The sequence below is a fragment of the Arthrobacter sp. 2MCAF15 genome (assembly GCF_052115605.1).
GTDB lineage: Bacteria > Actinomycetota > Actinomycetes > Actinomycetales > Micrococcaceae > Arthrobacter.
In genome coordinates this window covers 78,228-93,727 of the sequence record NZ_JBFRGZ010000018.1, presented here as the reverse complement: position 1 = coordinate 93,727, position 15,500 = coordinate 78,228, and the positions used below count along the sequence as shown (strand labels likewise).

The window sequence follows — 15,500 nt, the reverse complement described above, 5'->3', positions numbered from 1 at the left end:
ACGCGCCGCTCTGCGTCGAGGATTCAAAGACCCAAGAGCGCCGTAGGCGTCGCACCAGCGGATTGTGCCGCAGAACCCTGAAGACAGCCCCCGGCAAACCAACCGAAATGACCCGCGAGAAGCTGCTTAACAACGAATTAGGAGCGCCGCAGGGACATTTCCTGAGCCGCAGGCCCCGACGAAGGAGGGGCTGGACCGGCCGGAGCGGACACGTACAATCCGACAGGACAGCAGCCAAAACGGTAATACTGGAACAGTCCTTGAGCCGGCGTGACCCAGCCAAAAATTGACGTACCAGGCGGCACTGTCTTCCCGACGATCTGTCCGCCGGCTCAAGGTCCGTTAAAAGGGGTGTCGGGCCAGGCGGACATGACCTCATAGGAGCCTGATACGACCAGTCCCATTACCGTTTTGTCTGCCCACCTGGCCCGCGCCCGATCAATCAGCATTCGACGCGACTGAGGGGCAATTTCCATCTTGGCAAGCGAACCAATAAAAGTCATCGCGGGTATCGACACCCACGCCGACACACACCACGTAGCCGTGATCAACGAACACGGCAAACCCCTTGCAGACAGGGAATTCCTGGCCGTGGGATCCGGATACCGGAAAATCATCGACTTCATCACTTCCTACGGCACAGTCGTAGCCGTCGGGGTCGAAGGAACAGGCTCCTACGGTGCCGAACTCGCCCGAACTCTTCGGGGTGAAGGGCTCACCGTGCTGGAGGTAAACCGCCCGAACCGGGCCGCCCGTCGCCTCAAAGGGAAGTCAGACCCGTTGGATGCCTACCAGGCCGCCAAGTCCGTGCTCGAGGGGCGGACCAAGGCGATCCCTAAGGCCAAAGACGGCCCCGTCGAATGCCTGCGGATCGTACGTTCCGGGCGCGCATCAGCCATCAAGGCCCGCACTGCGGCCATCAACCAGATCAAGGCGCTCCTCGTTTCAGCCCCGGACAAGATCCGGGCGAAATACCGGGCGCTGGCCACCTCAGCGCTGATTCCTGCCCTGCAGCGCACGAGACCTTCCGGGCATATGGCTGACCCCGAGTACGTGACTCTGCTGACGCTCAAGGCGTTGGCAGCCCGATGCCAAGCGCTGGGAACGGAAATCGCGGCTGCTGACGCTGCACTCAAGGAAATCCTGGACGGCTATGCTCCGATGCTTTGTGATCTCCCAGGAGTCGGAACCGAAGTGGCCAGCCAGTTGTTGATCACCGTCGGGGACAATCCGGACCGTCTGGGGAACGAGGCCCAGTTCGCTTCGCTCGTCGGCGTCGCCCCGGTGCCAGCCTCATCGGGCAAGACAACCCGCCACCGGCTCAGCAGGGGCGGCGACCGCAGCGCCAATAATGCCTTGCACCAGGTTGTTCTGGTGCGCATGGGCTCGTGCCAACGGACCAAGGAGTACGTGGCTAAACGCACGTCAGAGGGAAAGAGCAAACGCGAAATCATGCGCTGCCTCAAACGCTACGCAGCCAGGGAAATCTACCGTCAGATCACCAATCCCCGGCCCGCACCCGACAACTCCGACCTCCGCCGCAGGCGGACAGACCTCGGCATGACCTTAACGACCGTCGCCGGCGAACTTGGTCAATGGGTTTCCATCATTTCGCGTCTGGAACGCGGACATATCCGCAACGATGCCCTGGCCGGCGCCTACCGGAAATGGCTCATCGACCAGGCCGAAATGCCACGCCGCACACCTCCGACGACAGCTGCAGCAAGGACAAATGCGTTACCGGGCGCCGTTAGCTGAGACTCAAGGCTTGACGCTTTACTCAAACCAGACTTACTCTAAAACCACAAGGTTATATAACGACAAGGTTATGGTTTTGATGGTTGATGAATTGAGTGCAGTGTTCGCGGCGTTGGCCGATCCGACTCGGCGGGCTATTCTGCAGCGGCTCGCTGACGGTGACGCGCAGGTGTCCGACCTCGCGGCGCCTTTCAGGATCAGCCAACCGGCGATTTCGAGGCATTTGAAGGTATTGGAAAATGCTGGCCTGATCTCCCGGAACCGGGTAGCGACTGCCCGGTTCAGTCATCTGGAGCCCGACCGGCTTAAGGAAGCGAGCGAGTACATGGAGCGGTACAAGAAGTTTTGGGGTGAGTCCTTCGACAAACTCGACGGCGCGCTGGCCTCGTTTCAGCGCGACACCCCACCTACGGGAAAGGGCCGAGATGTCTGAGGGGCGCCAGCAGGAAGTCACAGAACACGATGTTTTCATTTCCCGCTCTTTCGCCGCCCCCAGGGACACGGTCTGGCGGTTCTGGACCGAACCCCAACTCCTCGCCTCATGGTTCGGGCCTGAAGGAGTTCACGTACCCGTGGACAGCATCATCGTGGAGCTCGTGGAGCAGGGCCGGTGGGAGTTGACCATGGTCGACAACGCTACCGGGGCCAGCCACCCCATCCGGGGGCGCATCACCGCCTTTCAGGCACCGGAATCCCTCGAGATTCAACTGACAGCGCTGACCGAGGCTGGGCCCGTGGACGACGTCGTGCTGCGGCTTCAGTTCCACGATCACGGCGACCGGACGCGCATGACCCTCCATCAAGGCCCGTTCACCGACGAGATCCGGGACATGACCCACGCCGGATGGATACTGTCCTTCACCAAACTCGACACCCTCCTCGAAAGGCCCACAGCATGAAAACCAGCGCCGCCCAAAGCCAGGTCACCCAGATCACCTCAGCGGACGGAACCCCCATCTCCGTCGAACACATCGGCTCCGGCCCCTCCCTGGTCCTGGTTGACGGCGCCTTCTGCGGCCGGTCCTTCGGCCCGGCGCGGGCCCTGGCCACCACGCTGGCCGACTCCTTCACCGTGTACTTCTACGACCGTCGCGGCCGCGGCGACAGCGGTGATACACGGCCCTACTCCGTGGAACGCGAAATCGAAGACCTAGCCGCCGTCATCACCCATGCGGGCGGAGACCCCTACGTCTATGGCATCTCCTCCGGTGCGGCCCTCGCCCTCGAAGCAGCAGCGGCGGGTATCCCGATGCGCAAGCTCGCCACCTACGAGGCCCCCTACACGGGAATCGGGAACGTCGACGGAACGCCCGTCGACCACGCCGGGCACCTGAACTCACTGCTCGCCCAAAACAAGCGCGGCGCGATGGTCTCCTACTTCTTGGTCAAGATGATCGGCGTCCCTGCATTTGTGCCCCTCATGCTGCGCCTCATGCCAAAGATCTGGAAGAGCCAAAAGGACGCCGCCAACACCCTCCCCAATGAAATTGCCGTTACCAACAACTTCACCGCACCCACCGGCCGGTTCGCCAAAATCACGGTGCCGACCCTTGTCATGGTCGGTGGAAAAGCCGCCCCGGTCATGACCTCAGCTCAAGCAACAACAGCCGCCGCGATCCCCCAGGCCCTTCACCGCACCCTCGAGGGCCAAACACACCAAGTCTCAGACGCAGCAATGGCAGCCGAACTCCGCGGGTTCTTCACCAACTGACCCGTTGACCACTCTCACCAAATTCATTTCGCCCACAGACCGGAATAGACCATGCCCAAAATCAGCTATCAGACCGAACATCAGGGATCCCAACGACGCCCGCCCGCCTCCTCTGCCACGCGGGTATTGCTGGCCTGTGGCATCACCGCCGGCCCCCTATACCTTCTGGTCAGCTATGCCCAGGCGTTTCTTCGCCCGGGCTTCGACGCGGCACATAACGACCTCAGCGTCCTAGCCAACGGCGACCTAGGCTGGATGCAAACCACAAACCTGATCCTCACCGGCGCCCTAACCCTCCTGACCGCCGTCGGATTCCGTCGCGCACTCAACCCCGGACGAGGAGCCACCTGGGGGCCGGTTCTCGTCGGAATCTACGGTGCCGGATTAGTGGGTGCGGGGATTTTCACCGCCGATCCCATGAACGGATTCCCTCAAGGCGCACCTCCCGGACCCCCTATCTCCGGGTCCCTCCACGGGTTTCTTCACTTCGTTACCGCAGGGATTGGCTTTGCCGCCTTCATCGCTGCCTGCTGCGTTATGGCCCGCCGGTTCTACACATCCGAAAACCGGAGGCTCGGAGCATTCTCCCTTGCTACCGGAATCCTCTTTCTCGCCGCCTTCGTCGGCATTGCCAGCGGGTCAACGTCAGCCGTCATCGTTCTTAGCTTCACAGCAGCCGTAGTCCTCGCTTGGACCTGGCTGGCAATAACGGCCGCCCACCTACGACGCAGCCAACCCCTGCCTCCCACCGTCCGCACCAGCTGAGCGAGCCAACCACTAAAAAGCACGATCAACAGCAATTTGACGACTATAGGAGCATCGTCGTAGACAGAACAGGGCCAGAGGCGGCGGAGCCCTGCGGAGCCGGCACTGGCCCCACAGCCGGCCGCGCCAGCGGACGCCCTTTTCCTGGTGAGCCCTGCGAACCCTCCATCAGCACCCCGGGTCTTCTTTCGGCGTCCCTGGCATCGGCGGCCGCGCGCCCCCGGTCGCCGGCACTAAGTGTGCGAGTGGCGGTCCGCCGCCGACCCACAGCGCAAGCCGGCCACGACGGCGGACCGCCACCGGTGACCGCCCCGGCAACGGGACGGCCACCTGAAGGGACTAGCCTGCGAGGAGTTCGGCCAGTTCGGCCGCATCGGACACCAGCACCGCGGCGCCTTCCTTCAGGAGCCTGTGGCATCCTGCCGAGTTGGCACTGTGCACGCTCCCGGGGACGGCCGCGACATGCCGGGCAATGGTCTCGGCGTGGTGTGCGGTGTTCAGCGCCCCTGAGCGCCAGCGGGCCTCCACGACACAGGTCACCCCTGCAAGGGCGGCGATGATGCGGTTTCTCTGCAGGAACCTGTACCGGGTCGGGGCGGAACCGGGCGGAAGCTCTGAGAGGGTCAGGCCGTTGCCGCGGATCGCGGCCGCGAGGTCAGCATTACCGGACGGGTAGTCACGGTCAAGGCCTCCGGCCAATACCGCAAGGGTCGCCGGTCCGTCTCCCTGGCTTCCGGCCAACGCGGCCCGGTGCGCGTGCGCATCGATGCCGTACGCAAGGCCCGAGACCACGCAGATTCCACGTTGGGCCAGCCCGTAGGCCATATCCCCTGTAACGGAGGCGCCGTAGCTGGTGGAGTCCCGGGAACCGGTCAGGGCCACACACTTCGAAGGCGCCGGGATGCCGTTGTCGATGTTGCCCCGGTACCAAAGCCCGTATGGCGCGTCGGGCAGATCATCCAAGCCCTCCGGCCAGTGTTCATCTCCTGGGATGAGGAACCCGCCGCCCAGGCGTTCGATGGTGGCCAGGTCCTTCTCCGGGTCAACCTCCGGAACCCGCGGAGCCCACCGCTTCAACGCTTCTGACAGTTCTTCGGCCGTGGCCTCCGGAATGGGGTGTACGGCCTGCGCGCCGGTGGCAAGCCTCAACACGGCGTACGCGCCGAGCCTGCCCACAAGGGCCCGGCCGACACGGTCGCCGGGTTCGAAGAGTCGGGTCAGGGCTGCGCGTGCAATGCGATCGTTCATGGTTTTCTCGTCCTTTGCTGAGGATCCGGTGGGTGGGGCGGCTATGGTGACCGGCCAGCTTCCCCTCTCCCCCGGTCGTTTTTGCCTGCTGGCGGAGCAGCGCGTAGCTGTGCCCGACGGAGCCGGGGCAACCCGAAGTGCAAGCAGCGGATGGATTGTGAGAGGAAATAAGCGAAGCGCCGACACAACCCATTGGCTGCGCAGCCGTCCGCAGGACGGTTGAGCCGGTGGAGCGGGCACGTACGATCCGGAGGACAGCAGCAAAAACAGAAAAACGCTTCTACAGCCCGAGCGAAGCGAGGTCCGTGCAGTAGACCTGGGCGCTAGCTGGGCGAAGGCCGGAAGCCGGAGTCTTCAGGTGACGCGCGGTTTCCCCTCTACTTTGTGGTGCTCTCGCGTGCAGAACGGACTTGCTGGTGACTGTAGACGTTGCGCGTCGCGCGGCGTCCTCGGCGGTGCGTCCTTTGACGCGGGCGTCCAGGGAATGGCGGTCTTTTTACAGCCTAAGTCGCACTCTCAACAGGGGGCGCCGCATCGGTCTTCACGTGATGCGCCTTTGGAGCTCGCGGTACACCGTCGTCCGGGATACCCGGAACAGTTCGGCTAATTCTGCCTGCGTGTGCTCACCAGCGTCGTGCAGTGCCAGGAGATGCTTCCGCTGCGTCTTGGACAATTTGGGCTGCTTGCCTTTCAGCCGGCCCTTCGCTTTGGCGACCGCCATGCCCTCGCGGGTGCGCGCCCGGATCAGATCCGCCTCAAACTCGGCCACCATTCCCAGGACGTTGAACAGCAGCCGGCCTACCGGGTCAGTCGGATCGTGGGTGCTGCCGCCGAGACTGAGGACTACTCCTTTGGCCGTCAGCTCGTCGGCAATGTCCCGGGCATCGGAAAGGGAACGCGCTAAACGGTCCAATTTGGTCACCACGAGGGTATCGCCGGCTCGGCATGCCGCCATCGCTTCACGGAGCCCAGGGCGCACCCGGTTGGCTCCAGTAAGTCCGTGATCGACGAAGATCTGGTTCTCCTCTACACCCAGAGCAACTAGGGCATTGCGTTGGGCGGTAAGGTCCTGGTCGTTAGTCGAGACCCGGGCATAACCGATCTTCATTCCAGTCATGAGGATCATGGTTGCAGTAGTCCCCCCGTCACCGTGCATTTGATCGTGCGGGTCTTACGTACATCGCCTAGGCCAGTCACTGCACGGGCCGTGGCTGCGCGTTTTCTGGGCACGGTGATCGACCGCTAAATGGGACGATTTGAGGGGTCTTCGCGGAATGGGCCTAACCCGACGGTGCCGGTGTCGCCTTCGCGGGTCAGCTGCAACACACATCATCACAGACGCATGACCTCTTGGCCTTCAGTGAGGTAACGAATGGAGAAATGTGGAAGCCCGGCATTCGGCCTCCGGGAACTCCAAAGCCGGTGCGTAGAATCGAGCTCAAGACGAACGCAGCAGCTCGCCGGAGGTTTGGAGAGACAATGTCACAATGCCGGTGGTCGTCGTCAAAACCCACGCGCACTATGACGACTTCTTCGGCAACGCCGTCTTCGCGGCAGACGGCGTTGCCGAATTCTGGGGCCACCAGAACTGCGCCGGGGAGATTGACGAGCGGGGGGACCTGCACATCTTCGGCTTGCCGTGCCCGGGCATGCCTGGCAGTCCATCCGCGATACCCCCAGCGATGCCACGAATGCAATCCCAGTGCTGCCCTAAGGCCCGGAGCAGTCCGGGCTGGTTCATCAAGCCCCTGCAGGAATCCCACCGGGACCACTAGGGTAATTGGAACGGGGCCCAGACGTGGCTGACAATGAAGTCCGGCGGGGCGGTTCCGGACTTCCGGCGGTGAAGCGTTCGCGCTTCCTCCTGCTGGCTGGTTTCGCTTTCGCCGTTATGGCGGACCCCGTGTCCTCGGTGGCCTATGCGGTGGAGGCGGCACTGCGGGCACTCCACGGCGACCTTGCGTTGCTGGTACCCACCATGAGCCTGGTAGTGGCGATCATCGCCCTGGTGGTGCTGAACTACCGGCAGCTGGTGATTCGCTACCCCAAGGGCGGCGGCGCCTCTGCCGCCGTCGGCGATGCTTTCGGAGACGGTTGGTCCTTCCTTCCGATCGGCGCGCTGGTGGTCGATTTCAGCCTCACCATTGCCATCAGCGTCTCCGCCGCGTCGTCGGCGGCAATTGCCTACGCTCCTACGCTGGCCCCGTGGCGCCTGCTGATCGCCCTGGTACTGGTGGCACTGGTGGGCGGGATGACTTTGTTCGGGAGCCTCGGCCGGCTGGTGTTCGCCGTCATGTGTTGCGCATTTATCGTTACGGCCGCAACTGTTCTCCTGTTCGCCTTTGGCGCCACGCCGTCCCCGTCCGGCACAGTGGGTGAGGACCCGGGCCACGCCCCGTTCATCGCCGTCGTCCTGGCCTTTCCCGTGGCGATGGCTCTGGCAACCGGCGTCGAGGCCCCGTCCACGGCGATCGCCGAGCTGGGCCAGCTGGACGACGACGGACGCCGGCGTTTCGGGCAGATTACCCTTTGGCTCACCCTAGGCATCGTGGGGACAATTACCATGGGGATCGCGGCCCAAGCTGTGCGGCTGCAGGTGGGAATACCGGAGGGGAATAGCACCCAGATCGCCGAACTGGCCCGGGCAGCCGCCCCAGCCCCGGTGTTCGCAGCGTTCCAGCTGACCACAGCGCTCCTGCTGCTCTCCGCCGCGTCATCGTCATTCCAGGCCGGCCCAGGGCTGCTTAAGGCACTGGCTCCCCACGGGTCGGGTGCCGGGACATCTCCCGGAGTGCTCCCCGCCTGGCTGGGACGCACCAACTCACACTTCATCCCCTACTGGGGCGTCCTCCTGTTCACCGTCCTGGCCGCAGGGCTGACGACAGCGGCAGGCGGCGAGGACCAGACCCTTGTCCTGTTCTACGCCGTGGCAGTGTTCCTGAGTTTCCTGGCCGGACTGGCGGCCATGGCCTTTTTCTCCCACCGGGACGGCCGGACGGGCTACCTGGTCATGAACGGAGCGGGCGTCCTCATCGTGGCGTTCACCCTGGCGGTCAACCTCTTTCGGGGTCTTCCCGTGGTCAGCCTGGCCGCCGCCGTCGTCATCGCCGCCATCCTTCACCGCCTCTGGGTGAGGGCGGGCCGGCCCGAAGGTGTGCGAGGGCCCGGAAAGTTGCCCAACTGAGGTGCCCGGGCTGGGGCAGCGGGTCTTGAAAAGGGGCCCCACGACGGCGCAAGGTTTATGAAATCCGAGCGTCGTGCACGGCAGACCCGGCATGGTGAGGGGGATCGTGATCAGCAGCATGGATTTTCCTGCCCGTAAGCCGGTGGCTCTCCAGACGCTTCAAAGCGTCCGGTTAGGGATCGGTTAACGGTCACGAGGTGACAATTAGCGCTGCGAAAAGTCCGCCACTTATCGCTGCGAATCTGGGGTTCGTCGCTTGTTCCGAAAGGGGAGCGCGCTCAACACAGCATTGCGCATTATGATGCCCGATCGGGTCTTGGGTACCAGGAGGCGCGATGCGATGCCGGCGCCCCGTTGTAGCGGCCGGATGTGTTTGCGGTGCATGTTTTCATAGTCGGCGAAAGCGGCGGTGTGGTCATCCGGGTGGGCGGCAATCGCGTCGGCGAGGGTCTTGGCTCCAACGATCGCGCTGCTGGATCCTTCACCGAACAGCGAGATGCAACTGGCTGCGTCACCGAGCAGCACCACGCGGCCAGCGGTCCACTTCGGTACGTCCACGCGGGTGACGGCGTCGAAGTACCTATCGTCGGACGCGCCCCATTCCTCGAGCGCGAGCGTGGTGAGCCATCCGCCGCCGGCGTAGGTGGACTCGACGAGGCGTCTGCCTTGGTCCGCGTCGCGGTAGTCGAAATCGTGCTGCCCACGGAAGATGAAGGCGAACCCGGGCTTCCCACCCGCCGGATGGATGGTCAAGGAGGTTCCGGGTTCGTTGTACAACAGCACGGTGCGCGGATCTTGGATCGGCGCAGGGGCGCGCACGGTGCCCACGAACATGCCGAATGGGCGGGAAAAACGTTCTTCGGGGCCGAATGCCAAGCGCCGAACGGTGGAGTGGAGTCCGTCGGCTCCGACGACCAGGTCGAAGCGGCGGGAAGGGGTCCGTTGAAACTCGACGTCGATTCCGCCGCCGTCCTGGTGCAAGGCGGTGATCGAGTCGTCCCGGATGATGAGGCTTGTCTGCTGGGCCTTCTCGAGCAACAGGGCGACGAGTTCACTGCGTGCGACCTCGACCTCCTCGTGGCGGTCGGCGCGTTGTCGCGTGCGGATCATGGCCTGTGCCCGCCCGTCGGCGTCGACAAAGACCAAGCGTTCGACACCGGTGGCAGCATCCTCCAGGCGCGACCAGATGCCCATTTGCCGTGCAATAGCGACCGCTCCTCCGCGTACGTCGACAGGGTTGCCGCTAGATCGTGTGTCGGCCGCTCGTTCCACGACCGTGACCGACCAACCGGCCTTCGCCAGCCAGTACGCGGCGGACGAGCCGGCAATCCCGCCGCCAGAGACCAGTACGCTGCGATCCGCCATGCCCTCATTCAAGCACTCAACACCAGAGGTAAGTCCGCATCGCTGGGGATTCCATTTCGGGAACGGCCTGCGGGACTGCGCAACGTTCCGCTAGCGGATGCTTCAATGCTCTCCTGCTATGAGCAGGAGCCTCAGTCGGTGCGAGCATTCAGTCTCTGACGCGGTTCTCGTCGACGGCCGGCGTCAGGGGGCCGACGGCTCCGCGGATCATGCTCATCAGCGAGCCGATCAGACCGGGAAGCGCGTCATCGTCAACCTGCTGGGACATGAGCCAGACATCCATCGCCTGGCCCATGCCCATCGCGACCGCGATCAGCAGGGTGGGTGGCACATCGTCGCGCACCGCGCCCACGCTCTGCCCGGTGGCGAGCACCTGCGCGATCCATGGGAGGGATGTCTGCTCCAGCTCCTCCTGTGCGCTCTGGGACTCGGGGCTCTTCGCCGCGGCAGCCCAGCCCCTCAGCAGGGCTGCCAACTGCGGGGACGCAACGAGCGCCCTCATCAGCCGGAGGTAGTAGTCGCCCAGCACTGACCAGAACGCGGCGGCATCGCTCACTCCCAAGTCTGGGAGTGGCCCGACCTGCTCGAACAGTCCGGCCAGTCCAAGCTGGGCGACGTAGGCGTAGAGATCCTCCTTGCCGTCAAAGTAGTAGTACATCGATCCCTTGGAGATCCCCGCGGCCTCGATTATCCGATTGAGGGAGGCGTTGTGGAATCCGTGGGTCGCGAACTCGACAAGAGCCGCCTGCACGATCTCCTGTTGCTGATGGGCAGCCAGCTTCGTGAATCGAGGCCGAACCATTCGGTCAACGCCCCGTGTTCAGTTCCGGGAACGACGGAAGTTCCACGCGGTCATGGAAGCTCCTGCCCATCACCAGATCGGCAACCTTGGGCAACCCCATCATTCTCATCACCGCGTTTCGTACGAAGAGCTGCCGCCTGTTCTTGGGGGCGAAGGCCAGACCGAGCCCTCGAGCGGCATCCTGTTTGGAGCGTAGCAGCGACTCCAGTCGTTCCTGGTAACGGGTGAAAGCCTGGCGGTGTCCGTCGCCCGTTCTTGCGGGCGTGGTTGCGAGTTCGGCCGCTAGCGTATACGCCTCCACCATGGCCAGCGCCGAGCCCTGACCGGCTAGGAACGACGGGCACGCCCCTGCGTCGCCGACCAGGGCGACGCGCCCGGTCGACCATGACGGCATCTGGATCTGGCTCACCGAGTCGAAGTAGAAATTCTTTGACGATGACATCAGCGACAGCATGGTGGGAACCTCCCACCCTGCGTCGGTGAGCTTCGCCCGAAGTAGGGCCTCTTGTGCCGCGCGATCGAGCGGCACGTCTCCCTCGTACCGAAGGCTGAACAGCAGCAGCGTGGTGTCGTCGCGGAACGAGAGTCGCAGAGCCTGGAAGCCGATGTCGGCATACATCATGGCGACTAACTCGTCGCGTTTCGGATACCGTTCCACCTCGAACGCGGCGACCACCATGCCCAGATACGTCTCGAACTGCTCTTGGGGACCGAATGCGAGTTTCCGGACCCGGGAGTGCAGTCCATCGGCGCCGATGACCAGGTCAAAGTCACGGATGCTCCCGCCCTCGAACGTGACCCGAACGCRCTCCCCATCGTCGTCGAGGTGTTGCACCGTGTCTCCGAGCAGAAGTTCGGCCGCCCCGCCGAGGGCATCGTAGATCACCGCAGAGAGGTCAGAGCGGGCAATGGTGAGATAGCGGTCGTTGGACTCAATGATGACCGCGGGGTTGAATGATGCCACCTTGCGGCCATCCCGATCGATCGCCCTCGCCTCGGTGAAGACGTAGCCACGCTCACGCAGTTCGGGAACGATGCCCATCAGCTCTGCCACATCGAACCCGGCGCCCCAGAAGTCGATCAAGTAGCCGCCGCTGCGCAACTCGGGGGCGTGTTCCACGATCGTGACTTCGTGTCCGCCCTTGATCAGCCAAAACGCAGCCGTCGGGCCAGCGATGCCGGCCCCTACCACCAAGATCTTCACGATGCACCCTCTTCTCATCCGGGTAGACCGTCAGTCTATACTGCCGGTCGAGATTCTTAAAGGGCTCAGCGGCCTAACAGATCCTCAAATCCCTCCCACAAGGTAGACGACCTGTGGAACGTCATCCAGAGTGACGAGGCGGGCGCCTGTCGGTGCTAACGAGATGAGGGGAACGAGGCAAGTCCCGGACCGATGGCGTCTATCCTTCGATGCCTTCGGGCGCATGCTAGGGGACGAGCCCCAAGGCGAGGTGCGGGTCAATGACTGACGCTAGAAAGCGCAGTAGCAAACGTTTCCCCGTGCATCGGTATGCGACAGCCTCTCCGTCGACGGCGGCGAAGGTGACGACATTGCTCGAGTCTCCCCCGCCGTGAATTTGCACCGTGTGGCTTCCGGGCGAGATCGAGAATTCAATCGACTGGCTCATGGCGACAGCCCCGACGTCTTGTCCGTCGAGAACGATGTCGTATGGGTGGCGCCGGACCTCAGAGCCGCCCGCAAGTCGGTCGGAAGTCGGGTCGTCTGAGCGCAATAGCGAGATTTCAAGACTCGGGTGCGCCGTCGTTCCGCTGAGGAACCCTTACCGGTGCGCAAATCGCCCTATGATCTGCAACCGTCGGTGTCACGGCGACAGAGTTGGCGGTGTACGCGCGAATCCTGGCCTGCGCCACTGTGTATCGCAGCAGCAAATGGGGGAGTTTTCTAAGCCTCAATGTCACCGGCATGGGCCGTTGGCTGTCTGGCCAAGAAGCCGGTCCGACCGTCGACTATGTGGAATAGAACCGAGAAGATGGGCAGAGTGTGGCCATGGGAAACAACGTCGCTGTAGGGCTGAGTGTCACCGTGATAGCGATCGCCGTTCTGGCGGTCTTAGACGCCTGGGTCTACCTCGATGCGCGATCACAGGCGCAGAAGAACCATCCGGTCTCCGTCCAGGTAGGCAGCCTTGTCATTGAGGAACCCCGAGCTTGGCTGACGTTCTGCGTGGTGCTATTTGCGTTCTTCTTCCCGCTTTATCTGGTAGCACGACGCACGGATGCCTAGCGCTTCCACAGCAGAGGTGAGCCTCGCTCTCGCGACCAACCCCAGTGAGGCCACGGTCTGAGGCGGGAGAGGACGGTGCCCGCAAGCCAATCCTTTAAGGGACACCAGCTGAACCATCTGCCCCGGCAACGAGGGGTGGGGCTGGCTCCGCTGTGGCGTAAAGAGCGTTGAGCTGGCGGTAGAGGATTCGGGCGATGTAGCGCTTGAGGGATCTGCGGATTTCGCGGTAGCTGCGGCCTTCTTGGGTGCGTTTGGTGACGTAGTCCCGGGTTCCGGGGTCATGGACCATCCGGGTCATGGTGATGGTGTGCAAGGCTCGGTTGAGGCGCCTATCACCGCCCCGGTTCAGCCTATGCCGGACTGTGTTACCGCTTGAGGCCGGCAAGGGATTCACCCCTGCCAGTGAGGCGAAGGCAGCTTCGCTGCGAACCCTTCCTGGATGCGACCATGCTGTCAGGACGGTGGCGACTGTGACAGCCCCGGCGCCCATCATCTCCAACAGCGGCGCAGCGGGGCTTTGCTGGATCAGTTCTGTCATGCGCTTGTGGTTCGCAGTCAGCTGGGTGGACACTTCGAGAACGCGGCGCGCCAACCGAACTGCTTCCTCGCGCGCGATTGATAGTTCGATCTGCTCGTGTCGTTCCCGCCATCTGGTAATCGTGGCGATCTGGGCGGGAACCAGAGGTTTACGCGCGTCGACTCCCAGATCGTTTGCCCGGAGTAAGGCGGTAAGCGCATTAACATTCACTGTTCGTTCCCGGGTCAACTGATCCCGTGCTGCGCTCAGGATCCTGAGTCCGGCACGGGCTCCTTCATCCCGGCGCGGGGCTCGAAGCTGGGACTCCTCTAAGCCGATGACTGCGGTTCCGATGGCGGCGGCGTCCAGCGGGTCGGATTTGCCGATTCCCCGGCGCCCGCGGGCGTTCATCCGGGGAGCTTCGGCGACGTCGTAGCCGGCGTCGGTTACTGCCCTGGCCAGGCGCGCCCCGTAGGAGCCAATGCCCTCAACGGCCCATAGACAGGCCATGTCGCCGTCTGTCCGTCGGCCCACCCAGGCAAGTGCACGGGAAACACCTGCCGAGGTGGTCGGGAACTGCTCGCACGCGATCTGTCGCTTGGTACTGGCCTCGATGATGGCGTACGTGTGGGTGCGGGCGTGGCAGTCCACGCCGATGACGAACGGGCGGGTCTGCGCAACGATAGTCAACGCGGCCCTCCTTCCTTTCGAACGGGCAAGATTGGTCGCATCACGACCGGCACTGGACCTGGGAAGAGTCACTTCGAGGCAATACTGTGATGAGCCACAACCACAAGGGCTGGGCAAGCTTCTAATCAAGCCACCGTCGTGGGACAGGTCAACGCCGGCCGCTCCACCCAGCGCGGACAAGTCGGGGGAAATGCACCCTCAAGGGGCAATTGTTTTTTCGAGTCACGCGCCAGGCAGAACGACCGATATCAACACTGCCAGCTAGTCCCAGACCAGCCACTGCAAGACTCACAGTTGTTTTTTGGCTGCTGGCGGAGCATCGCGTAGCTGTGCCCGACGGAGCCGGGGCAACCCGAAGGGCAAGCAGCGGATGGATTGTGGGAGGAAATAAGCGGAGCGCCGACACAGTCCGTCCGGTGCGCTGCCGTCCGCAGGACGGTTGAGCCGATGGAGCGGGCACGTACGATCCGCAGGACAGCAGCAAAAAACAGAAAAAACGCTTTTACAGCCCGAGCGCAGCGAGGTCCGAGGGCCCAACTCGGGCGCTACCTGGGCGAGGCTGAAAAACGAGGGCGTCCGTCACCCTCCATTCAGGAGCAGTTATATTGTGGTGCTCTCGCGTGCAGCGAGGGCCTGCTGGTGGCGGCAGAGCGTTGCGCGGCTCCAGCCGACGATGCGGGCGGCGTCTTCGGCGGTGCGTCCCTTCGCGCGGGCGTCCTGGGCGATCGCCAGCTTGTCCGCGATGACGTTCGGGTCGGACACCGGCCGGCCGAAGCGTGTGCCGTTCTGCGTCGCGGCTGCGATGCCGGCGGTGACCCGCTCGACGATCAGCTCGCGCTCATACTCGGCAAGGGTGGCGAGCATATTCAGCATCATGCGCCCGATCGAGGTTGCCGGGTCAATGCCGTCGGCGATCGAGCGCACATGGATCCCGCGGTCGCGCAACAGGGTCACGGTGTTGAGCACGTCGATCAGCGACCGGCCCAACCGGTCGACCCGCCACACAAAGACGGTGTCGCCCTCCTCGGCGTACTCGAGGAGCCTTCACATTCCGGGACGTTCGATTGCCGTATTGCTTCCCGATGTCACATCGGCGAAGACGTCGCCTTTCTGCACGCCGGCGGCGACCAGGGCGTCGAGTTGAAGCTGGGCGTCCTGGCTGGAAGTACTCACGCGCGTAGGCTGTTGGTCGTGAAAGGCCTTTAAGTCTCA

At 63.6% G+C, this 15,500-nt stretch carries 14 protein-coding genes and 1 pseudogene; 8 read left to right on the top strand and 7 right to left on the bottom strand.

The window, feature by feature from the left end:
- The first annotated feature begins 477 nt into the window (after positions 1-477).
- Genes AB4089_RS18360 through AB4089_RS18340 form a run of 5 tightly spaced genes read left to right on the top strand, consistent with a single transcriptional unit; the run spans position 478 to position 4,234 of the window.
- Positions 478-1,758, top strand: a complete 1,281-nt coding sequence (locus tag AB4089_RS18360; protein WP_441410707.1) for an IS110 family transposase — start codon at positions 478-480, stop codon at positions 1,756-1,758.
- A gap of 10 nt (positions 1,759-1,768) precedes the next feature.
- Positions 1,769-2,191: an ArsR/SmtB family transcription factor gene (locus AB4089_RS18355; protein WP_441410706.1), complete on the top strand. Its 423-nt coding sequence runs from the start codon at positions 1,769-1,771 to the stop codon at positions 2,189-2,191.
- Positions 2,184-2,657 (top strand): SRPBCC family protein, encoded by a 474-nt coding sequence (locus AB4089_RS18350; protein WP_441410705.1) that lies wholly within the window; start codon positions 2,184-2,186, stop codon positions 2,655-2,657. The genes AB4089_RS18355 and AB4089_RS18350 overlap by 8 nt, the downstream gene beginning before the upstream one ends.
- Positions 2,654-3,469, top strand: coding sequence for an alpha/beta fold hydrolase (locus AB4089_RS18345; protein ID WP_285242557.1), 816 nt, complete (start codon positions 2,654-2,656; stop codon positions 3,467-3,469). Before AB4089_RS18350 ends, AB4089_RS18345 begins: the two co-directional genes overlap by 4 nt.
- 51 nt (positions 3,470-3,520) lie before the next feature.
- Positions 3,521-4,234: a DUF998 domain-containing protein gene (locus AB4089_RS18340; RefSeq protein WP_285242556.1), complete on the top strand. Its 714-nt coding sequence runs from the start codon at positions 3,521-3,523 to the stop codon at positions 4,232-4,234.
- A 339-nt stretch (positions 4,235-4,573) separates the two neighbouring features.
- On the opposite strand, the gene dprA is transcribed toward AB4089_RS18340, so the two are convergent.
- On the bottom strand, positions 4,574-5,482 hold the full coding sequence (gene dprA, locus AB4089_RS18335) for a DNA-processing protein DprA (protein ID WP_441410704.1): 909 nt from the start codon (positions 5,480-5,482) through the stop codon (positions 4,574-4,576).
- 541 nt (positions 5,483-6,023) lie between these two features.
- Positions 6,024-6,599: a recombinase family protein gene (locus AB4089_RS18330; RefSeq protein ID WP_441410703.1), complete on the bottom strand. Its 576-nt coding sequence runs from the start codon at positions 6,597-6,599 to the stop codon at positions 6,024-6,026.
- Positions 6,600-6,969: 370 nt separating this feature from the next.
- Here AB4089_RS18330 and AB4089_RS18325 point away from each other — a divergent pair, with 370 nt between their 5' ends.
- A complete protein-coding gene (locus AB4089_RS18325; RefSeq protein ID WP_441410702.1) occupies positions 6,970-7,257 on the top strand; it encodes a hypothetical protein in 288 nt (95 codons plus the stop codon).
- A 23-nt stretch (positions 7,258-7,280) separates the two neighbouring features.
- Positions 7,281-8,666 (top strand): hypothetical protein, encoded by a 1,386-nt coding sequence (locus AB4089_RS18320; RefSeq protein WP_441410701.1) that lies wholly within the window; start codon positions 7,281-7,283, stop codon positions 8,664-8,666.
- Positions 8,667-8,894: 228 nt separating this feature from the next.
- Here the strand turns inward: AB4089_RS18320 and AB4089_RS18315 are convergent, their stop codons facing one another.
- The 3 genes from AB4089_RS18315 to AB4089_RS18305 all read right to left on the bottom strand — a co-directional run bounded on the left by AB4089_RS18315 (position 8,895) and on the right by AB4089_RS18305 (position 12,037).
- Entirely contained in the window at positions 8,895-10,031 is a 1,137-nt protein-coding gene (locus AB4089_RS18315; protein WP_441410700.1) for an FAD-dependent oxidoreductase, read from the bottom strand.
- Positions 10,032-10,179: 148 nt separating this feature from the next.
- A complete protein-coding gene (locus tag AB4089_RS18310) occupies positions 10,180-10,782 on the bottom strand; it encodes a TetR/AcrR family transcriptional regulator (protein WP_441410699.1) in 603 nt (200 codons plus the stop codon).
- 55 nt (positions 10,783-10,837) lie between these two features.
- Positions 10,838-12,037 (bottom strand): FAD-binding domain, encoded by a 1,200-nt coding sequence (locus AB4089_RS18305; RefSeq protein ID WP_441410698.1) that lies wholly within the window; start codon positions 12,035-12,037, stop codon positions 10,838-10,840.
- Between the two features lie 807 nt (positions 12,038-12,844).
- On the opposite strand from AB4089_RS18305, the gene AB4089_RS18300 reads away from it, so the two are divergent.
- Positions 12,845-13,081: a hypothetical protein gene (locus AB4089_RS18300; protein ID WP_441410697.1), complete on the top strand. Its 237-nt coding sequence runs from the start codon at positions 12,845-12,847 to the stop codon at positions 13,079-13,081.
- 94 nt (positions 13,082-13,175) lie between these two features.
- On the opposite strand, the gene AB4089_RS18295 is transcribed toward AB4089_RS18300, so the two are convergent.
- Entirely contained in the window at positions 13,176-14,288 is a 1,113-nt protein-coding gene (locus AB4089_RS18295; RefSeq protein WP_441410696.1) for an IS110 family transposase, read from the bottom strand.
- Between the two features lie 600 nt (positions 14,289-14,888).
- Positions 14,889-15,461, bottom strand: a pseudogene (locus AB4089_RS18290) (recombinase family protein).
- Positions 15,462-15,500 lie beyond the last annotated feature (39 nt).

What these genes read in the sequence shown, in the direction of transcription:
- AB4089_RS18350 (WP_441410705.1), top strand. Translation starts at nt 2,184, where the DNA reads ATGTCTGAGGGGCGCCAGCAGGAAGTCACAGAACACGATGTTTTCATT.
- AB4089_RS18330 (WP_441410703.1), bottom strand. Translation starts at nt 6,599, where the DNA reads ATGACTGGAATGAAGATCGGTTATGCCCGGGTCTCGACTAACGACCAG.
- AB4089_RS18345 (WP_285242557.1), top strand. Translation starts at nt 2,654, where the DNA reads ATGAAAACCAGCGCCGCCCAAAGCCAGGTCACCCAGATCACCTCAGCG.
- dprA (WP_441410704.1), bottom strand. Translation starts at nt 5,482, where the DNA reads ATGAACGATCGCATTGCACGCGCAGCCCTGACCCGACTCTTCGAACCC.
- AB4089_RS18340 (WP_285242556.1), top strand. Translation starts at nt 3,521, where the DNA reads ATGCCCAAAATCAGCTATCAGACCGAACATCAGGGATCCCAACGACGC.
- AB4089_RS18315 (WP_441410700.1), bottom strand. Translation starts at nt 10,031, where the DNA reads ATGGCGGATCGCAGCGTACTGGTCTCTGGCGGCGGGATTGCCGGCTCG.
- AB4089_RS18325 (WP_441410702.1), top strand. Translation starts at nt 6,970, where the DNA reads ATGCCGGTGGTCGTCGTCAAAACCCACGCGCACTATGACGACTTCTTC.
- AB4089_RS18300 (WP_441410697.1), top strand. Translation starts at nt 12,845, where the DNA reads ATGGGAAACAACGTCGCTGTAGGGCTGAGTGTCACCGTGATAGCGATC.